This is a genomic window from Mycobacterium sp. SMC-16 (genome assembly GCF_046250085.1).
Lineage (GTDB): Bacteria > Actinomycetota > Actinomycetes > Mycobacteriales > Mycobacteriaceae > Mycobacterium > Mycobacterium phocaicum.
This window is the reverse complement of the sequence record NZ_CP176427.1, coordinates 2,045,894-2,060,287: the sequence shown is the minus strand read 5'-3', so window position 1 is coordinate 2,060,287 and position 14,394 is coordinate 2,045,894. Positions and strand designations below refer to the sequence as shown.

The window sequence follows — 14,394 nt, the reverse complement described above, 5'->3', positions numbered from 1 at the left end:
CAAACGTCCCGGGGACCCGATATGGGCCTCGAGGTTCGTACCGACCAACACATTTGAGGACGACGATGTCTGATCAGGTTTACGGCGCTGCCCCGGAGTCTGTCTGTACGACCCCGCGAACCAAGATTCGTACCCACCACCTGGCGAAATGGAAGGCCGAAGGCCACAAGTGGGCGATGCTCACGGCCTACGACTACTCCTCCGCCCGCATTTTCGATGACGCCGAGATTCCCGTCCTGCTGGTCGGCGATTCGGCGGCCAACGTGGTCTACGGCTACGACACCACCCTGCCCATCACCATCGACGAGCTGATCCCCCTGGCCCGCGCGGTCGTCAAGGGCGCCCCGCACGCGCTGGTGGTCGCCGATCTGCCGTTCGGCAGCTACGAGGCGAGCCCGCAGCAGGCGCTCGCGACGGCGACGCGGTTCATGAAGGAGACCGGCGCCCACGCGGTCAAGCTGGAGGGCGGTGAGCGGATGGTCGAGCAGATCGCCGCACTGACCCAGGCCGGCATCCCCGTCGTGGCCCACATCGGTTTCACCCCGCAGAGCGTCAACGGGCTCGGCGGCTTCCGGGTCCAGGGCCGCGGTGAGGCCGGCGACCAGACCATCCACGACGCCATCGCCGTCGCCGAGGCCGGCGCCATCGCCGTCGTACTGGAGATGGTGCCGGCGGAGCTGGCCACCCAGATCACCGGCAAGCTGACCATCCCGACCGTCGGCATCGGCGCCGGCGCCAACTGCGACGCGCAGGTGCTGGTGTGGCAGGACATGGCGGGCATGACAGCGGGCAAGACCGCCAAGTTCGTCAAGCGCTTCGGCGACGTCGGTGCCGAATTGGGCCGGGCCGCACGACAATACGCCGCCGAGGTGGCCTCCAGCGTATTCCCTGCCGAGGAACACTCCTACTGAGCGCGACTGTGAGGGCTGTGCACGCAAATCTGTGAAACTGCGTGCACAGCCCTCACACTCGTCGTTAGGCGAATTCCGGCTTGCGCTTGCCGACGAAGGCGCCGACGCCCTCTTTGCCGTCGGCCGACGACGCGCACTTGGCGATCAGCCGGCCTTCGCGTTCCAGCTGGGTCTCGTAGTCGGCGCCGTAGGTGGTCAGCAGCAGCTGCTTGACGGCGGCGTTCGAACCGCCGGGCTGCGTGGCGACCTCGGCGGCCAGGGCGTCGAGCGCACCGGGCAATTCGGCGTCGGGTACGACGCGCGTGACCAGGCCCCAGTCGGCGGCCTCGGCGGCCTTCAGCACGCGGTTGGTGATCATGAGTTCCTGGGTGCGGCGCAGGCCGATCAGCCGCGGCAGCACGTACGACGAGCCGCCGTCGGGGCTCAGGCCGGCCTTGGTGTACGCCATGGTGAACGACGCGGACTCGGCGGCGAGCACCAGATCGCCCGAGACGCCCAGCGGGAAGCCTGCCCCGGCGGCGACGCCGTTGACGGCGGTGATCAGCACGGCGTCCATGCGGGCGAACGTCGACATGGCGCGGTGCAGGTCGTCGGCGATGCCCTTGACGAACGCGCCCGGGTCCTCGGCTGCGGCCATCGCCTTGAGGTCGCCGCCGGCGCAGAAGAACCGGCCGGCGCCGGTCAGGGTGACGACCTTCACGCCGGCGGTGTCGCACAGCGCGGCAGCCTTCGCGAGGTCGCGGGTGAGTGCGTCGTTCATGCCGTTGGCGGCCTCGGGCCGGTCGAGCACGATATTCACGACGGCACCGGACTGGGCGAACTTCAGTGTCTCGAATTCGGTCACGCTTCAAGACGTTATCGGCAGCGGGTACGGCGCCGCGATATGGCACCCTGATGGCAGCGTTGGTACTGCCCGTCCCGGGTCGCAAATGAAGGTGAACATGGCCGCTGGCAAGCGTAAACCGTCCCGCCACACTGAGATTGAACGCAAGTTCGCGGTGGTCGACAGCACGGTGTCCCCGTCGTTCGACGGATTGTCCGCCGTCGGCCGGGTCGAGCAACTTCCCGTGGCGCATTTGGATGCGGTGTACTTCGACACGCCGGATCATGATCTGGCGGCGCACAAGATCACCCTGCGCCGACGCACCGGCGGCACCGACGCGGGCTGGCACCTGAAGCTGCCGGCCGGAGCCGACGCGCGCACCGAGGTGCGGCTGCCCATCACCGCGGCGCGCGAGAGTGTGCCCGACGAACTGCGCGACATCGTGCTGGCCATCGTGCGCGACCGCGCGCTGCAACCGGTCGCCCGCATCGAGACCGAGCGGACCGTCTCGATGCTGTACACGCCGGACGACACCGAGCTGGCCGAGTTCTGCGACGACCGCGTGACCGCCACGGCGGGCGAGTCGCTGCAGAACTGGCGCGAGTGGGAGCTGGAACTGGTCGGCGCGGATTCGGAGGGCGCCGACTCGGGTCCCGAGCTGCTCGACCGGCTGGCCAATCGGCTCTTCGATGCCGGCGCGAAGCCGGCCGGGCACGGATCCAAATTGGCCAAGGTCCTCGCCGCGGCGCGGGGCGGGGACGCACCGCAGCCGGCGCCCGAGCCGACGGATAAGGTGCACCGCGCCATCGCGGCGCACATCGCCGAATTGATCGACTGGGACCGTGCGGTCCGCGCCGACGCCTTCGATTCGGTGCACCAGATGCGGGTCACCATCCGCAAGATTCGGAGCCTGCTGCAGGAGAGCGGCAATCTGGGCGACCGTGAGTGGGTGCTCGACGAGCTGAAGCTGCTGGCCGGGGTGCTGGGCACGGCGCGCGACGCCGAGGTGCTCGCCCAGCGGTACGACGAGGCGTTGAAGGGGCTGGCGCCGGAGCTGGTTCGTGGACAGGTGCACGAGCGCCTCGTCGACGGGTCGCAGCGGCGCTACCAGTCGGGGCTGCGCCGGTCGCTGACGGCGATGCGGTCGGAGCGCTACTTCCATCTGCTCGACGCACTCGATGCGATCGTCGTCGACAACACCCAGCCGGCCACCGCCGACGAGGAAGCCAAGCCGGTGACCGTCGGCGGCGCCTACCGCCGCGTCCGCAAGTCGGTGCGGCGGGCGGAGTCGGCGGAAGCCGAGGGCGCTGAGGACAGCGAGGAGGCGCTGCACCGAATCCGCAAGGGCGCCAAGCGGCTTCGCTACACCGCGGCCGCCATGGGCGAGTCGAAGGTGGCCGACTGCGCCAAGGACATCCAGACGCTGCTGGGCGACCACCAGGACAGCTACGTCAGCCGCGGACATCTTGTCCAGCAGGCCGAGGCCGCCCACGCCGCGGGCGAGGACACCTTCACCTACGGCATCCTGTACCAGCAGGAGGCCGAGGTCGCCGAGTACGCCCGGCTGCAGTTGGATGCTTCGCTCAAGGCGCTGGCGCGCGCGATGCGCAAGGTGAAGAAGTAGCGGGGCGGACGAGCTGGCCTGTAAGCCGGAAATTGTCTTTCGCCATATTCCCAGTTCAACGCAATTTGGTGCTAGTGGTGGCAAGTTGTGGACGCCAGATTGACTACGCAGTTCAGAGCATGTTTTTCGGCCCGCCTCAAGCTGCCACCAGTGGACGCAGAGTGGTGCTGTGCGTAGCGCCTGCGTAGTGGGAACACCGCCAACCGGCAGCCTGACGATTGGAGGATCTAGTAGCTGCCGGGAATTGAAGCCGCGAATAACGTTGATTACCAGCACCTTTGATTAATGCGTCAACACGCCTGAGTTCGGACATTTGGCCTAGTACCCGGGTTTGATGCCGAGGTCGGTGAGGATCTGGCGCTGGGCGTCGGGAATGGCTGGCGGGAACGTCTGTGTCGTTCCGTTGATGTTGATGGTGGCGCTGCGCAGTGGTCGGAGTTGCTTGACGACCTTGGCGATGGACAGTCCGGTGCGTGACTGGATGGCGTGGGCGACGGCCAGGGCGGTGAACACGATGGTCAGGTGGGCCTCGATGGCTGCGCGGGTGTGGTGAAACATGGGCCGTCCACGAAGGTCGCTCTTGGACATGCGAAATGACTTCTCCACGTGCCACAGGTCGTGATACTTGGCGATCACCTCGGTGGGGGGCATGACCGTGATCGGCACGTTGGTCACGTAACCCTTGAGGCCGATCAGGGATTGGGCGCGGGCGAGGTTGGTCTCATCGAGGGTGCGGTCATCGCCGCGGACTTTCACGAATCGCGCGGCCTTGGCCTTCTTGTCGCCGGCGACGATCGCCCGTGCGCGGGCTTCCTGGGCGGCCAAGGTTTTCTGGTCGCGCCGGGCCCGTTTGGCCGAGTATGACCAGATCGCCCGCCAGGCCCCCGAGTCGTGTTCGGGATCCCAGACGGGTTCGGCACGCAGCTTGGTGTCGTTGACCTTGGTGTTGCCGTGGCGGGGCGTGACGGTGTCGATGACCTGGCCGTCGGTGAAAACATCACCGTACCAATGGAAATGGGATTCAAGGTCCCGGGGTGCTTTCGTGACTCGCGAGCCGACGATGAACGACAAGCCCAACTCGTCGAGCGCTTTGAGATTGCTCTGCGAGAGCATCCCGGCGTCAGCGGCCACGACCATCGGCGTGTCCTTGAGGCCGTGGCGGTCCAGGAAACTGGTGATGATCGGCACGATGGTCGTCGTCTCGGCGGTGTTTCCTTCGAAACAGCCGATTTCCAAGGGGAATCCGGTCCGGTCGACGAGCAGTCCGACGACGATTTGAGGGTCGATCCGGCGTTCCTTGCTGAACCCTACTTTGCGGAGATCATCCTCGTTCTCGGCCTCGAAATAGAGCGTGGTCACGTCGTACAACAGAAGGGACAATCCGCCGCAATTGCCGCTGTAGTCAAAGCATTTGGCGGCGATCGCATCCCGATACCCACCCGGCCCGACCTGGTCGAGGTGACGAGCCATCGTGCGGTAACACACCGTCGATGCACCCAGATCGGTCAACACCCGCTCTGCATCGGCCTTGCTGGTGGGCTCAACGATCCGGGCGATCACCAGATCCCGGAACACGCTGTCGGCGACCCCATTGAACCCGAGCCAATCATAGACCCCCGAGACGACGTCGTAGAGCAACCGCGAACAGGTGCCCATCGTGCGTCCCGGCGGCACCACTGGCGCCACGCTCGCCCCGACGGATTCGGCGATCAGCGACCGCTGCATGCGGAAGTCAGGCACCTCGGTCATCGACTCCGCACGCGCGGCCACCTCGAAATCGAGTGCCGCCTGCCCGCCGGCAACGATCTGGCGCGCCGCGTCGAGCAAAATGCCCAGCTCAGCATCGGTATGCGCCGAACCCAGGTGCGCCAAAATCACCACTTTGCCCTGGTCCTTGCGCGCGACCTGCACCGCCACCGCGCCCGAGGTCGTGCGCACCTTCCGCACGTACGCCACCGCCCGAACCTACCCGCCTAGTACCCCAAACACAGCACCGAGACAGACAAACCCGCAGGTCACGGACCTATCAGATCGAAAGCCCGCCGACCGTGTCCGAAGTCAGGAGCTCGGTAAGGCCTGGCAGGACCCGTCGGACCCCACCGACCCCCGCGCGCACCTGACCATCGACGAGTGGCCCCGCGGGCACCTGTCGCGGTTCCGGATCAGCAAGTCCGGACGGATCACCGAGACGGTGCTATCGGCAACGGCCCCAATGGAATTCCCCCAGTACGACTGGCGTCGCTCGACGCTGGAGCACAACGTCACCTACGCCTGCAAGGCCACCGAGGACGTCGGCCATTACAACGCGGTGACGCGCATCGACCACCGCACCGGGGATCAGACCACGTTCGACTTCGGCCTGGCCCAGACGGGCGAACCGTTGTTCGTGCCCCGTACCGCACCGCTGCCGAGGACGACGGCTGGCTGCTGGTGCTCAATCACGATCTGCGGAAGCATCGTTCGCAGCTGGTGATCTTCGATGCCCGCACCATCGAGGACGGGCCGCTGGCCACCGCGCATCTGGAACACCACCTGCCGATCGGGTTCCACGGCACGTTCACGCGGCGTGTCGCCGGCTGACGCTGCCTTCCGGCACGAGGCAGCCCGCCACGCGGAAATAACACCTGAGTTCGGACATTTGGCCTAGTACCCGGGTTTGATGCCGAGGTCGGTGAGGATCTGGCGCTGGGCGTCGGGAATGGCTGGCGGGAACGTCTGTGTCGTTCCGTTGATGTTGATGGTGGCGCTGCGCAGTGGTCGGAGTTGCTTGACGACCTTGGCGATGGACAGTCCGGTGCGTGACTGGATGGCGTGGGCGACGGCCAGGGCGGTGAACACGATGGTCAGGTGGGCCTCGATGGCTGCGCGGGTGTGGTGAAACATGGGCCGTCCACGAAGGTCGCTCTTGGACATGCGAAATGACTTCTCCACGTGCCACAGGTCGTGATACTTGGCGATCACCTCGGTGGGGGGCATGACCGTGATCGGCACGTTGGTCACGTAACCCTTGAGGCCGATCAGGGATTGGGCGCGGGCGAGGTTGGTCTCATCGAGGGTGCGGTCATCGCCGCGGACTTTCACGAATCGCGCGGCCTTGGCCTTCTTGTCGCCGGCGACGATCGCCCGTGCGCGGGCTTCCTGGGCGGCCAAGGTTTTCTGGTCGCGCCGGGCCCGTTTGGCCGAGTATGACCAGATCGCCCGCCAGGCCCCCGAGTCGTGTTCGGGATCCCAGACGGGTTCGGCACGCAGCTTGGTGTCGTTGACCTTGGTGTTGCCGTGGCGGGGCGTGACGGTGTCGATGACCTGGCCGTCGGTGAAAACATCACCGTACCAATGGAAATGGGATTCAAGGTCCCGGGGTGCTTTCGTGACTCGCGAGCCGACGATGAACGACAAGCCCAACTCGTCGAGCGCTTTGAGATTGCTCTGCGAGAGCATCCCGGCGTCAGCGGCCACGACCATCGGCGTGTCCTTGAGGCCGTGGCGGTCCAGGAAACTGGTGATGATCGGCACGATGGTCGTCGTCTCGGCGGTGTTTCCTTCGAAACAGCCGATTTCCAAGGGGAATCCGGTCCGGTCGACGAGCAGTCCGACGACGATTTGAGGGTCGATCCGGCGTTCCTTGCTGAACCCTACTTTGCGGAGATCATCCTCGTTCTCGGCCTCGAAATAGAGCGTGGTCACGTGGGCCTTGCCCCCATGTAGTGGACACGGGATTTGTGGTTATGCGGCTTCGGGCAGCGTAGCCGGTGTCAGGTTCCTTTCGTAGGTCGCGGGGCTGGAATGACGGCAGTAGGAGTGCCGTCGTGTGGTGTTGTAGCGGGCCAGCCACCGAAAGACCTCACGGCGGCAGATCGCCGCGTCCGGCCAGCAGTTACGGTCTTGCAGAATCTCGCGCTTGAGGGCGGCGTTGAACGATTCGGCCAACGCGTTATCGGCACTTGACCCCACCGCACCCATCGACTGGACGACCCCCAGATCGCGGCAGAGATTCGCGAAATCCCGTGAGGTGTACTGACTTCCATGATCTGCATGGAATATTGCACCAGCCAGTGAACCCCGCAGTGCAGCAGCGGCTTTGAGCGCATCGATGACCAGTTCGGTGCGCATGTGATCGGCGATCGCCCACCCGGCGACCCGCCGTGAACAGCAGTCGATCACGGTGGCCAGGTACAGGTTGGCGCCGGTCGCCAATGGCAAGTAGGTGATGTCGCCGACGTAACGGGTGTTGACCTGCGCGGCGGTGAAATCCCGTTTGAGCAGGTCGGGGACCTTCTGGTTCGCCGGGTCCGCCACGGTCGTCTTGACCCGACGTCGGCGTCGATAACCGGCGATCCCGGCGCCGCGCATCACCCGAGCCACCCGCTTGTGGTTGACCCGCTGCCCCTCGGGCGCACCGTCGTTGAGCTCGGCGGTGATCCGCGGCGCCCCGTAGGTGTTGTCCTCGTCGTGGACGGCGCGGATACGCTCGGCCAGCGCCTCGTCAGCAGCCCGACGGGCCGCTCGTCCGTCAGCACCGGCCAACCACGCGTAGAACGACGAACGCGCAACCTCGACGACTGCGCAGAGCCACTTCACCTCGAAGGCGTGCAGGTGGTCGGCGACAAACTGAAAGCGGCTCACCAGTTCGTCTCCCCGGCGAAATATTTGGCCGCCGACCGCAAGATGTCACGCTCGGTGGACAACCGCGCCTCGGTGGCGCGTAACGCCTTGACCTCACTGCGGAGGCGGGCCAGCTCCTGCTCAGGGCTCTCGGCCCCTGGCACAGGCTCGGCCACTACGACACCGCGGCGGTGCCGAATCGGCACCCCGGCCGACTTGCACCACGCCGAGAGCGTGGCCTCGCTGACACCGAGCTCGGCAGCGATCTGGGCGATCGTCGCGCCCTCGGTGTCCCGGTAGAGCGCGACCGCGTCACGCTTGAACTCATCGGGGTAATTTTTCCTTGCCATCGGGTTGGATCATCTCGCTTCCCCCAGCACATTCCTGGGATTGAGCGTGTCCAACACACGGGGTCAAGTCCCCGTCGTACAACAGAAGGGACAATCCGCCGCAATTGCCGCTGTAGTCAAAGCATTTGGCGGCGATCGCATCCCGATACCCACCCGGCCCGACCTGGTCGAGGTGACGAGCCATCGTGCGGTAACACACCGTCGATGCACCCAGATCGGTCAACACCCGCTCTGCATCGGCCTTGCTGGTGGGCTCAACGATCCGGGCGATCACCAGATCCCGGAACACGCTGTCGGCGACCCCATTGAACCCGAGCCAATCATAGACCCCCGAGACGACGTCGTAGAGCAACCGCGAACAGGTGCCCATCGTGCGTCCCGGCGGCACCACTGGCGCCACGCTCGCCCCGACGGATTCGGCGATCAGCGACCGCTGCATGCGGAAGTCAGGCACCTCGGTCATCGACTCCGCACGCGCGGCCACCTCGAAATCGAGTGCCGCCTGCCCGCCGGCAACGATCTGGCGCGCCGCGTCGAGCAAAATGCCCAGCTCAGCATCGGTATGCGCCGAACCCAGGTGCGCCAAAATCACCACTTTGCCCTGGTCCTTGCGCGCGACCTGCACCGCCACCGCGCCCGAGGTCGTGCGCACCTTCCGCACGTACGCCACCGCCCGAACCTACCCGCCTAGTACCCCAAACACAGCACCGAGACAGACAAACCCGCAGGTCACGGACCTATCAGATCGAAAGCCCGCCGACCGTGTCCGAAGTCAGGTGGGAACACCGCCAACCGGCAGCCTGACGATTGGAGGATCTAGTAGCTGCCGGGAATTGAAGCCGCGAATAACGTTGATTACCAGCACCTTTGATTAATGCGTCAACACGGCGCGACATGTGGAAACATGAGCTGGCGTGGGCCATCTGTTGGCCTACGTCAACACGTCAACGGACACCTGGCCACAGGAGCCGGGTGCTAACCGCCGTGAGCACCCCGGTTTTCACCCGGGCGAGCCTCTGTCCAACAAGTCAGAACAACGTCGTAGCGGCTGGTTCCCCGCTAAGTATCTTGAGAGCAGATTCCGTCGGTAGCTCGTTCATATCGATGCCAAGCTGCGCAGCCTCCACACGAGCGGTGCTGAGGATCGACTCGCGGTCGACCGGCAGGAGGTTGAGGTCGATACGCGCCAGCAGCTTCTTCGTTAGTGGACGCTTCGAGTCCCAGAAGACGAGAGACTCGATCAGCTCTCGGCACGGTTCACTGTTGAGTAAAGCCCAAACGACAGCAGCTTCACGTCCGTCCAGGAACGGCAAAAAGTAGCAAGTGTCATCAAGCACCACAGGCTTGCCGTCCATCGGGCCTACAAGCCGAAATACCGGCTCTTTGTGCAAACCGGAGACAACAACTTTGTAGGGCGCGAAGGTGTAGTCGCCGTGACCAAAGACGCTAAATCGCGGGCGGTTGCGATAGATCGAGGACTTGCGGTTATCAAGCAAATCGCCGTGAGAATCAAGGTATGCCCACAGCTTCGGCGCAGTGTGCTTGAGATGCGCAGTGTTCTCGCCGAATGTCATTTGCGGAACGACTACCCACCGAGCTAGAGCAGTGTGCCGCCCTCGGAACACATCGGTGCTCTTGAGGAACGGGAACAAGTACTCGCCCTCGACATCAAGGGCCCTGCCATCCCTCGTCATCGGCGCGGGATTAGCAGTCAACTCGAACACAGCAGCCGCGTCGTGCTTGAGCCCAGAGCGCCACTCAAACGGACTCTTGCCGTCTGCCTCACGCAGGGCCTGGTAGCGGTCGACATCGGACACTAGGCGTCCGTCCACCACACCGAACCGAATCGGCGTGACACTGGTGGCCGTAAGACTGTCGTGAATCTCCGCCGTGTAATCGTGTGCAGACCCCGGGTCCGAATGCACGACGAACCAGCAGGCGTCGACCGCCGCGTTGAACCATTCCATCGCATTGATGCGGTAGATCGCAGACCCACTCAATGGGTAACCGGCAGACGCTGCATACTCGATGACATTTCGCGCAACCTGGGTCTTGCACAACATGCCCAAAGTGAAAGGCTCCTTGCGGAACTCATCGAGCAGCTTGAGGATGATGTACTCGCATACATCGAAGTTCGATGAACCGAGCAAGGCGTCCAATCCCCGCGCACCTTTGAAATTCTCCTTCGTCGGCAGATTCGTCGAATCCATCCGATTTAGTTCCGACGATGTGACCCACGGAGGATTCCCGATAATGAAGAGCGGGCCATCCGTCTGCCAAACGACATCGTCTGCAAGCCGCATGTGGAAGATGTTGTCCACCACCACGTGGCCATAGGCTTCAGCAACTGCGGCATGCTCACGCTGAATCTCGATCCCTTGGCGTTCGGAGTCTGGCGCAACCTGCGATGCCGCGTGTAGGAAGGAGCCAAGACCACAGGTCGGCTCCAACACCCGAACCGCGACCTGGGGTATATCGAGACGTTTGAGGCACAACTGCGCCAACTGTGGTGGGGTCTGAAAGTCACCGAACTCATTGTTAGGCACGAAGGTCGACCACCTCTGGTACGTAGGTTTGATCACTCGCTGCGACGATGGCTCGCCCATACTGGAGTCGCCATTGCAGGGCATTGGAGATTGTAAGCACGCCTAGCTCCGGTAGATCGTCGGCAATTCGCTCAGCTAACTGCCGACGGCTAACTTCATCGAGAGGGACATTCTTGTCCTCCAGCAGCGCGTCGAGGTCCTCGATGAGCACTTCACGCCCCGCTGGCGTCTTGGGCGCTGCGGCGGCAAGCTCACGAATGCGGCGAGTCAGGGTCGCATCCCCGGTACGTGTCTGGTCGATGTAGATGACGTGCCGGATATCGAGGTATGCAGCCCGCTCGGCGGCGTCGTCGTTCTTGACATACACGATTACAAGCAGGTTATAGCCCAGCCCGTAAATCTTTTGGGTAGCAGCCTTGAACGGCGATGAGGATTGTGGCTGCTTGAGTGAAGTCACCTTCAAGTCGGTGTTAAGCGTAGGGAAATCCAATCCATTCGCTGCGTTGCCGACCGCGATGTCGTACTTCTCGATCAAGCGCGCCTTAAACATCGCCTCCACCAACGTTCCCACAGCCTTGCCGTCGGTCGCGCCGTAGATTGCTGGCAGTGGCGTCACTGATAGCTGATCAGCGAACTCGGTTGCAGCCGCTTGAAACAGCTCCAAGGTCAACGGCGGTAACGTTGGAATCGGTATCTCCTCCTTTGATGTGGGCTGGCGTCGATAGACGATGCGAGAGTCAACTCTCGTCGCCTTCTGGCGCGTTGGCGATCACGAAGTCAAACACAGACTTGCGTATACGAATCACCCACTGCTGAGCCTCCCTCGGGCCGCCGTCACCGTCCAATGCCTCTAGAGCTCGCGATGTGCACGTGTCGATGCATCGGAGCAGCGAGTCGAGGTCTTGGTCCAACATGCGTCATGGCCTTCCAGCTCTCCCCTGGCCATCGATGACGACGGTAGTGGTGTTGATCAGGGTAATGCGACGGGGCATTCAATCGGCGTATGCCAGCGGGCGTGGCGGTAAACCAAATGACATCGCGGAAGCTTGCCACCCCGACGCGCTTGTCTCGCATCGAGCCGGCCCGGACTGTCGCCTACAGGGCGAGCCCATGACGCACGAGGGCGGACGTGCCCTGTGGGACGTATCGGCGACAACCGATATCCAATTGAGGTACGCCCATATTCGACACTCGCCGCCACCTCCCGATATGTCAAAATAGAGTCCATTGGCCAATTGATTGACACATGTCTATCAACCCCATAGAATCTAACTTGACAGTTCGGCCAGCGAGGGAGATGGACATGGGACAGCGCATCGGATACCAGCGGGTCAGCACAGTCGACCAAAACACTGACCGGCAACTCGATGGTGTCGAGCTGGACAAGGTGTTTACCGACAAGGCAAGCGGCAAGAACACCGACCGCCCCGAGCTGGCCCGCGCCATCGACTACGTACGCGAAGGTGACACGCTCGTCGTGCACTCAATGGACCGGCTCGCACGTAACCTCGAAGACCTCCGTCGTCTGGTGAGGGAACTAACCGGCCAGGGCGTGAAAGTCGAGTTCGTCAAAGAAAACCTGATCTTCGCCGGGGACGACTCGCCCATGAACACGCTGCTGCTGTCGATGCTGGGAGCCGTTGCGGAGTTCGAGCGATCAATGATCCTTGAGCGTCAGCGCGAAGGCATCGCTATTGCCAAGGCTGCTGGCAAGTACAAGGGCCGCAAGGCATCCCTCACTGACGACCAGGCCGGTGAGCTTCGTGCACGCCTGGCAGCCGGTGAGTCCGTCACCGCCCTCGCCCGTGAGTACGGGATCAGCCGTCAGACCGTCTACAACTACGCGGCCTGACAGGCTCGCTGCGACGACCCCCTGGGGGGTGCCCAAAGCAACGAGCTGTCAACCTCCTCGTATGGCCAGCGTGTCTTTTCTCTCCGGAAAATGCGGCTGTATCCCGAGTACGCGGCCCGCGACGGCACGCATGTACTCGGGTACGACCCCTACGCCACGTCGGTCAGCGACCAGGTACTCCCGCGACGGCCACGACGTTCGATGACCTTGATGTCAGGACGCTTCGTCTTGGCGACGTTGAGGCTGATGTCGCTGTAGCCCGCAGCGCGCCCGGCTTCGTTCACGGCTAACGATTCGGCGGTGGATTTTCCTGACGCAACCAACTCCGCTATGTGTTGGTCGAACCACTTCTGGCACGACAGCTTGGGCTGACCCCTTTTTCGTGACCTGCTATTTTGCAAACTTACGACATTACCGGCGTGGTCACCGTGACCAACCTGGTCACCGGTGTTGAACTGCAAATATCGGGGGTGACCGTCGTGGTCACCGTGACCAGCATTAGTGAGTCGATAGCGGTTTCCGCCAGGAACTGAAACCGCCTCTATGACGCCCTCGGCAGCTAACTCCGCAACCGCCGAATCAAACCACTTACGCCGCCCGGTACTGCTACCCAACCTGCGCTTGAGGTCACCGCCCGACTGCTCACCTTCGCCAAGGAAGCCAACGATGCTGCTTTTAGTAGATAGCAACATGGCATCGTCCTGTGCAGCGCCTATCACGGCACGCTTTTCGCCTTCGCGCCGGGCATGCTCCAGCCGCGCCTGCTCTTCATACGCGACAAGTTCGGTGCGCGTCTGCTCCGATACCGCCATCACCGTCGCTGACTGGTCCCAGTCCCACTGACTCACCGTGAGACGCCCGTGCATGATCGCCAACAGCGCCGCGACTTTACAGCGAGTGAGCAAGGCGTGCCCGTCCAGAGCGTCGCCTTCGCCGCGTTGCCGCGCAAGATGAGCCGAGACAAGCGTCTGTCCTATCTCCGGTGGCCCGTAGACCACCTCCACCACGCCATCCTCACCGGGTTCCCATGGCGGTAGCACCACGTCCAGTGAGGCCGGCGGGTTGGTCGTCAATTCGGGCATATCCGGGTCAGTGGTCGGTGCCCACAAGAACCGCTGCGGCGTACCACCTGTCGTGTCGCCGAAGATGACGCCTGTATGGCCGGGCTGTGCCCCCACGGACAGGCACATGCGGTAGGAGTGTGCAGGAACTATCCGGCGGGTGTCGGCCTTGGCATTCGCCTGCCCAATCGGCTCACCCATCGCGGCAGCTTTAAGTTCCGCCAATAGGATGCTGCCTGCCCGGCCCGCGATACCGGCCAGCTTGTCAATCTCGGACACCGTGAAAATAACCGGGTCGTTATTACCGTTCGTGAACTGTTGCGCTATACCTTCGCCAGAACCTAGCGGCAATTCAAAGATGTCACCGGGCAATGCGGCCCGCGCCACGCTATCGCTAACACCCTTACCGCTGCCCGACTTACCCACAAATGCACAAAACAGATTCAGGCTGGCACGACCACCAATAACGGGCGGCAATTGCACGGCAGCCGGAACGCTGGCAGCGACCCGCAACAACACGCCGAAGAACACCGCCCACGGTGCCGCATAACGTGCCCTCGCCCATCCATGAATTTTTTCTAACTGTTCACTACCAGAGTTCAGGAAGAACTCATCACTATTCATC

Annotated in this window: 11 protein-coding genes and 2 pseudogenes; 5 read left to right on the top strand and 8 right to left on the bottom strand. The window is 63.4% G+C overall.

The genetic code is table 11. From position 1 onward, the window contains the following. The first annotated feature begins 65 nt into the window (after positions 1-65). On the top strand, positions 66-911 hold the full coding sequence (gene panB / locus ACJEIK_RS09935) for a 3-methyl-2-oxobutanoate hydroxymethyltransferase (protein ID WP_061005324.1): 846 nt from the start codon (positions 66-68) through the stop codon (positions 909-911). Positions 912-975: 64 nt separating this feature from the next. On the opposite strand, the gene ACJEIK_RS09930 is transcribed toward panB, so the two are convergent. Then, positions 976-1,755, bottom strand: coding sequence for an enoyl-CoA hydratase/isomerase family protein (locus ACJEIK_RS09930; RefSeq protein ID WP_409431425.1), 780 nt, complete (start codon positions 1,753-1,755; stop codon positions 976-978). Positions 1,756-1,852: 97 nt separating this feature from the next. Between ACJEIK_RS09930 and ACJEIK_RS09925 the strand changes: the two genes are divergently transcribed. Next, positions 1,853-3,358, top strand: a complete 1,506-nt coding sequence (locus ACJEIK_RS09925; RefSeq protein ID WP_409431424.1) for a CHAD domain-containing protein — start codon at positions 1,853-1,855, stop codon at positions 3,356-3,358. 318 nt (positions 3,359-3,676) lie between these two features. Here the strand turns inward: ACJEIK_RS09925 and ACJEIK_RS09920 are convergent, their stop codons facing one another. Then, positions 3,677-5,314: an IS1634 family transposase gene (locus ACJEIK_RS09920; protein WP_064859529.1), complete on the bottom strand. Its 1,638-nt coding sequence runs from the start codon at positions 5,312-5,314 to the stop codon at positions 3,677-3,679. Here ACJEIK_RS09920 and ACJEIK_RS09915 point away from each other — a divergent pair. Beyond that, positions 5,289-5,831 carry a carotenoid oxygenase family protein gene (locus tag ACJEIK_RS09915; RefSeq protein WP_267324279.1) on the top strand — a complete coding sequence of 181 codons (543 nt, stop codon included), beginning with the start codon at positions 5,289-5,291 and terminating at the stop codon, positions 5,829-5,831. The genes ACJEIK_RS09920 and ACJEIK_RS09915 overlap by 26 nt on opposite strands. Beyond that, positions 5,789-5,938, top strand: a complete 150-nt coding sequence (locus ACJEIK_RS09910; RefSeq protein WP_209841066.1) for a carotenoid oxygenase family protein — start codon at positions 5,789-5,791, stop codon at positions 5,936-5,938. Before ACJEIK_RS09915 ends, ACJEIK_RS09910 begins: the two co-directional genes overlap by 43 nt. Positions 5,939-6,001: 63 nt before the next feature. Here ACJEIK_RS09910 and ACJEIK_RS09905 read toward each other — a convergent pair. The 5 genes and pseudogenes from ACJEIK_RS09905 to ACJEIK_RS09885 form a co-directional block, all read right to left on the bottom strand. Beyond that, positions 6,002-7,042 (bottom strand): annotated as a pseudogene (locus tag ACJEIK_RS09905) (IS1634 family transposase); the annotation flags it as partial. Between the two features lie 39 nt (positions 7,043-7,081). Further along, positions 7,082-8,310 (bottom strand): IS3 family transposase gene (locus ACJEIK_RS09900; protein WP_109536170.1). Its coding sequence is split into 2 segments (ribosomal slippage): positions 7,082-7,998 and positions 7,998-8,310, totalling 1,230 coding nucleotides; the frame shifts between segments, so codons are not numbered across the junction. Between the two features lie 73 nt (positions 8,311-8,383). Then, positions 8,384-8,980 (bottom strand): annotated as a pseudogene (locus tag ACJEIK_RS09895) (IS1634 family transposase); the annotation flags it as partial. 358 nt (positions 8,981-9,338) lie between these two features. Then, positions 9,339-10,856, bottom strand: coding sequence for a class I SAM-dependent methyltransferase (locus ACJEIK_RS09890; RefSeq protein ID WP_409431423.1), 1,518 nt, complete (start codon positions 10,854-10,856; stop codon positions 9,339-9,341). Beyond that, positions 10,849-11,526, bottom strand: a complete 678-nt coding sequence (locus ACJEIK_RS09885) for a hypothetical protein (protein ID WP_409431422.1) — start codon at positions 11,524-11,526, stop codon at positions 10,849-10,851. Before ACJEIK_RS09885 ends, ACJEIK_RS09890 begins: the two co-directional genes overlap by 8 nt. 633 nt (positions 11,527-12,159) lie before the next feature. On the opposite strand from ACJEIK_RS09885, the gene ACJEIK_RS09880 reads away from it, so the two are divergent. Beyond that, entirely contained in the window at positions 12,160-12,708 is a 549-nt protein-coding gene (locus ACJEIK_RS09880) for a recombinase family protein (protein ID WP_409431421.1), read from the top strand. A 149-nt stretch (positions 12,709-12,857) separates the two neighbouring features. Here ACJEIK_RS09880 and ACJEIK_RS09875 read toward each other — a convergent pair whose 3' ends face one another. After that, positions 12,858-14,393: a hypothetical protein gene (locus tag ACJEIK_RS09875; protein ID WP_409431420.1), complete on the bottom strand. Its 1,536-nt coding sequence runs from the start codon at positions 14,391-14,393 to the stop codon at positions 12,858-12,860. Position 14,394 lies beyond the last annotated feature (1 nt).

Excerpts from the sequence above, each read along its gene's own strand:
- panB (WP_061005324.1), top strand. The coding sequence starts at position 66 with ATGTCTGATCAGGTTTACGGCGCTGCCCCGGAGTCTGTCTGTACGACC.
- ACJEIK_RS09925 (WP_409431424.1), top strand. The coding sequence starts at position 1,853 with ATGGCCGCTGGCAAGCGTAAACCGTCCCGCCACACTGAGATTGAACGC.
- ACJEIK_RS09880 (WP_409431421.1), top strand. The coding sequence starts at position 12,160 with ATGGGACAGCGCATCGGATACCAGCGGGTCAGCACAGTCGACCAAAAC.
- ACJEIK_RS09875 (WP_409431420.1), bottom strand. The coding sequence starts at position 14,393 with ATGAATAGTGATGAGTTCTTCCTGAACTCTGGTAGTGAACAGTTAGAA.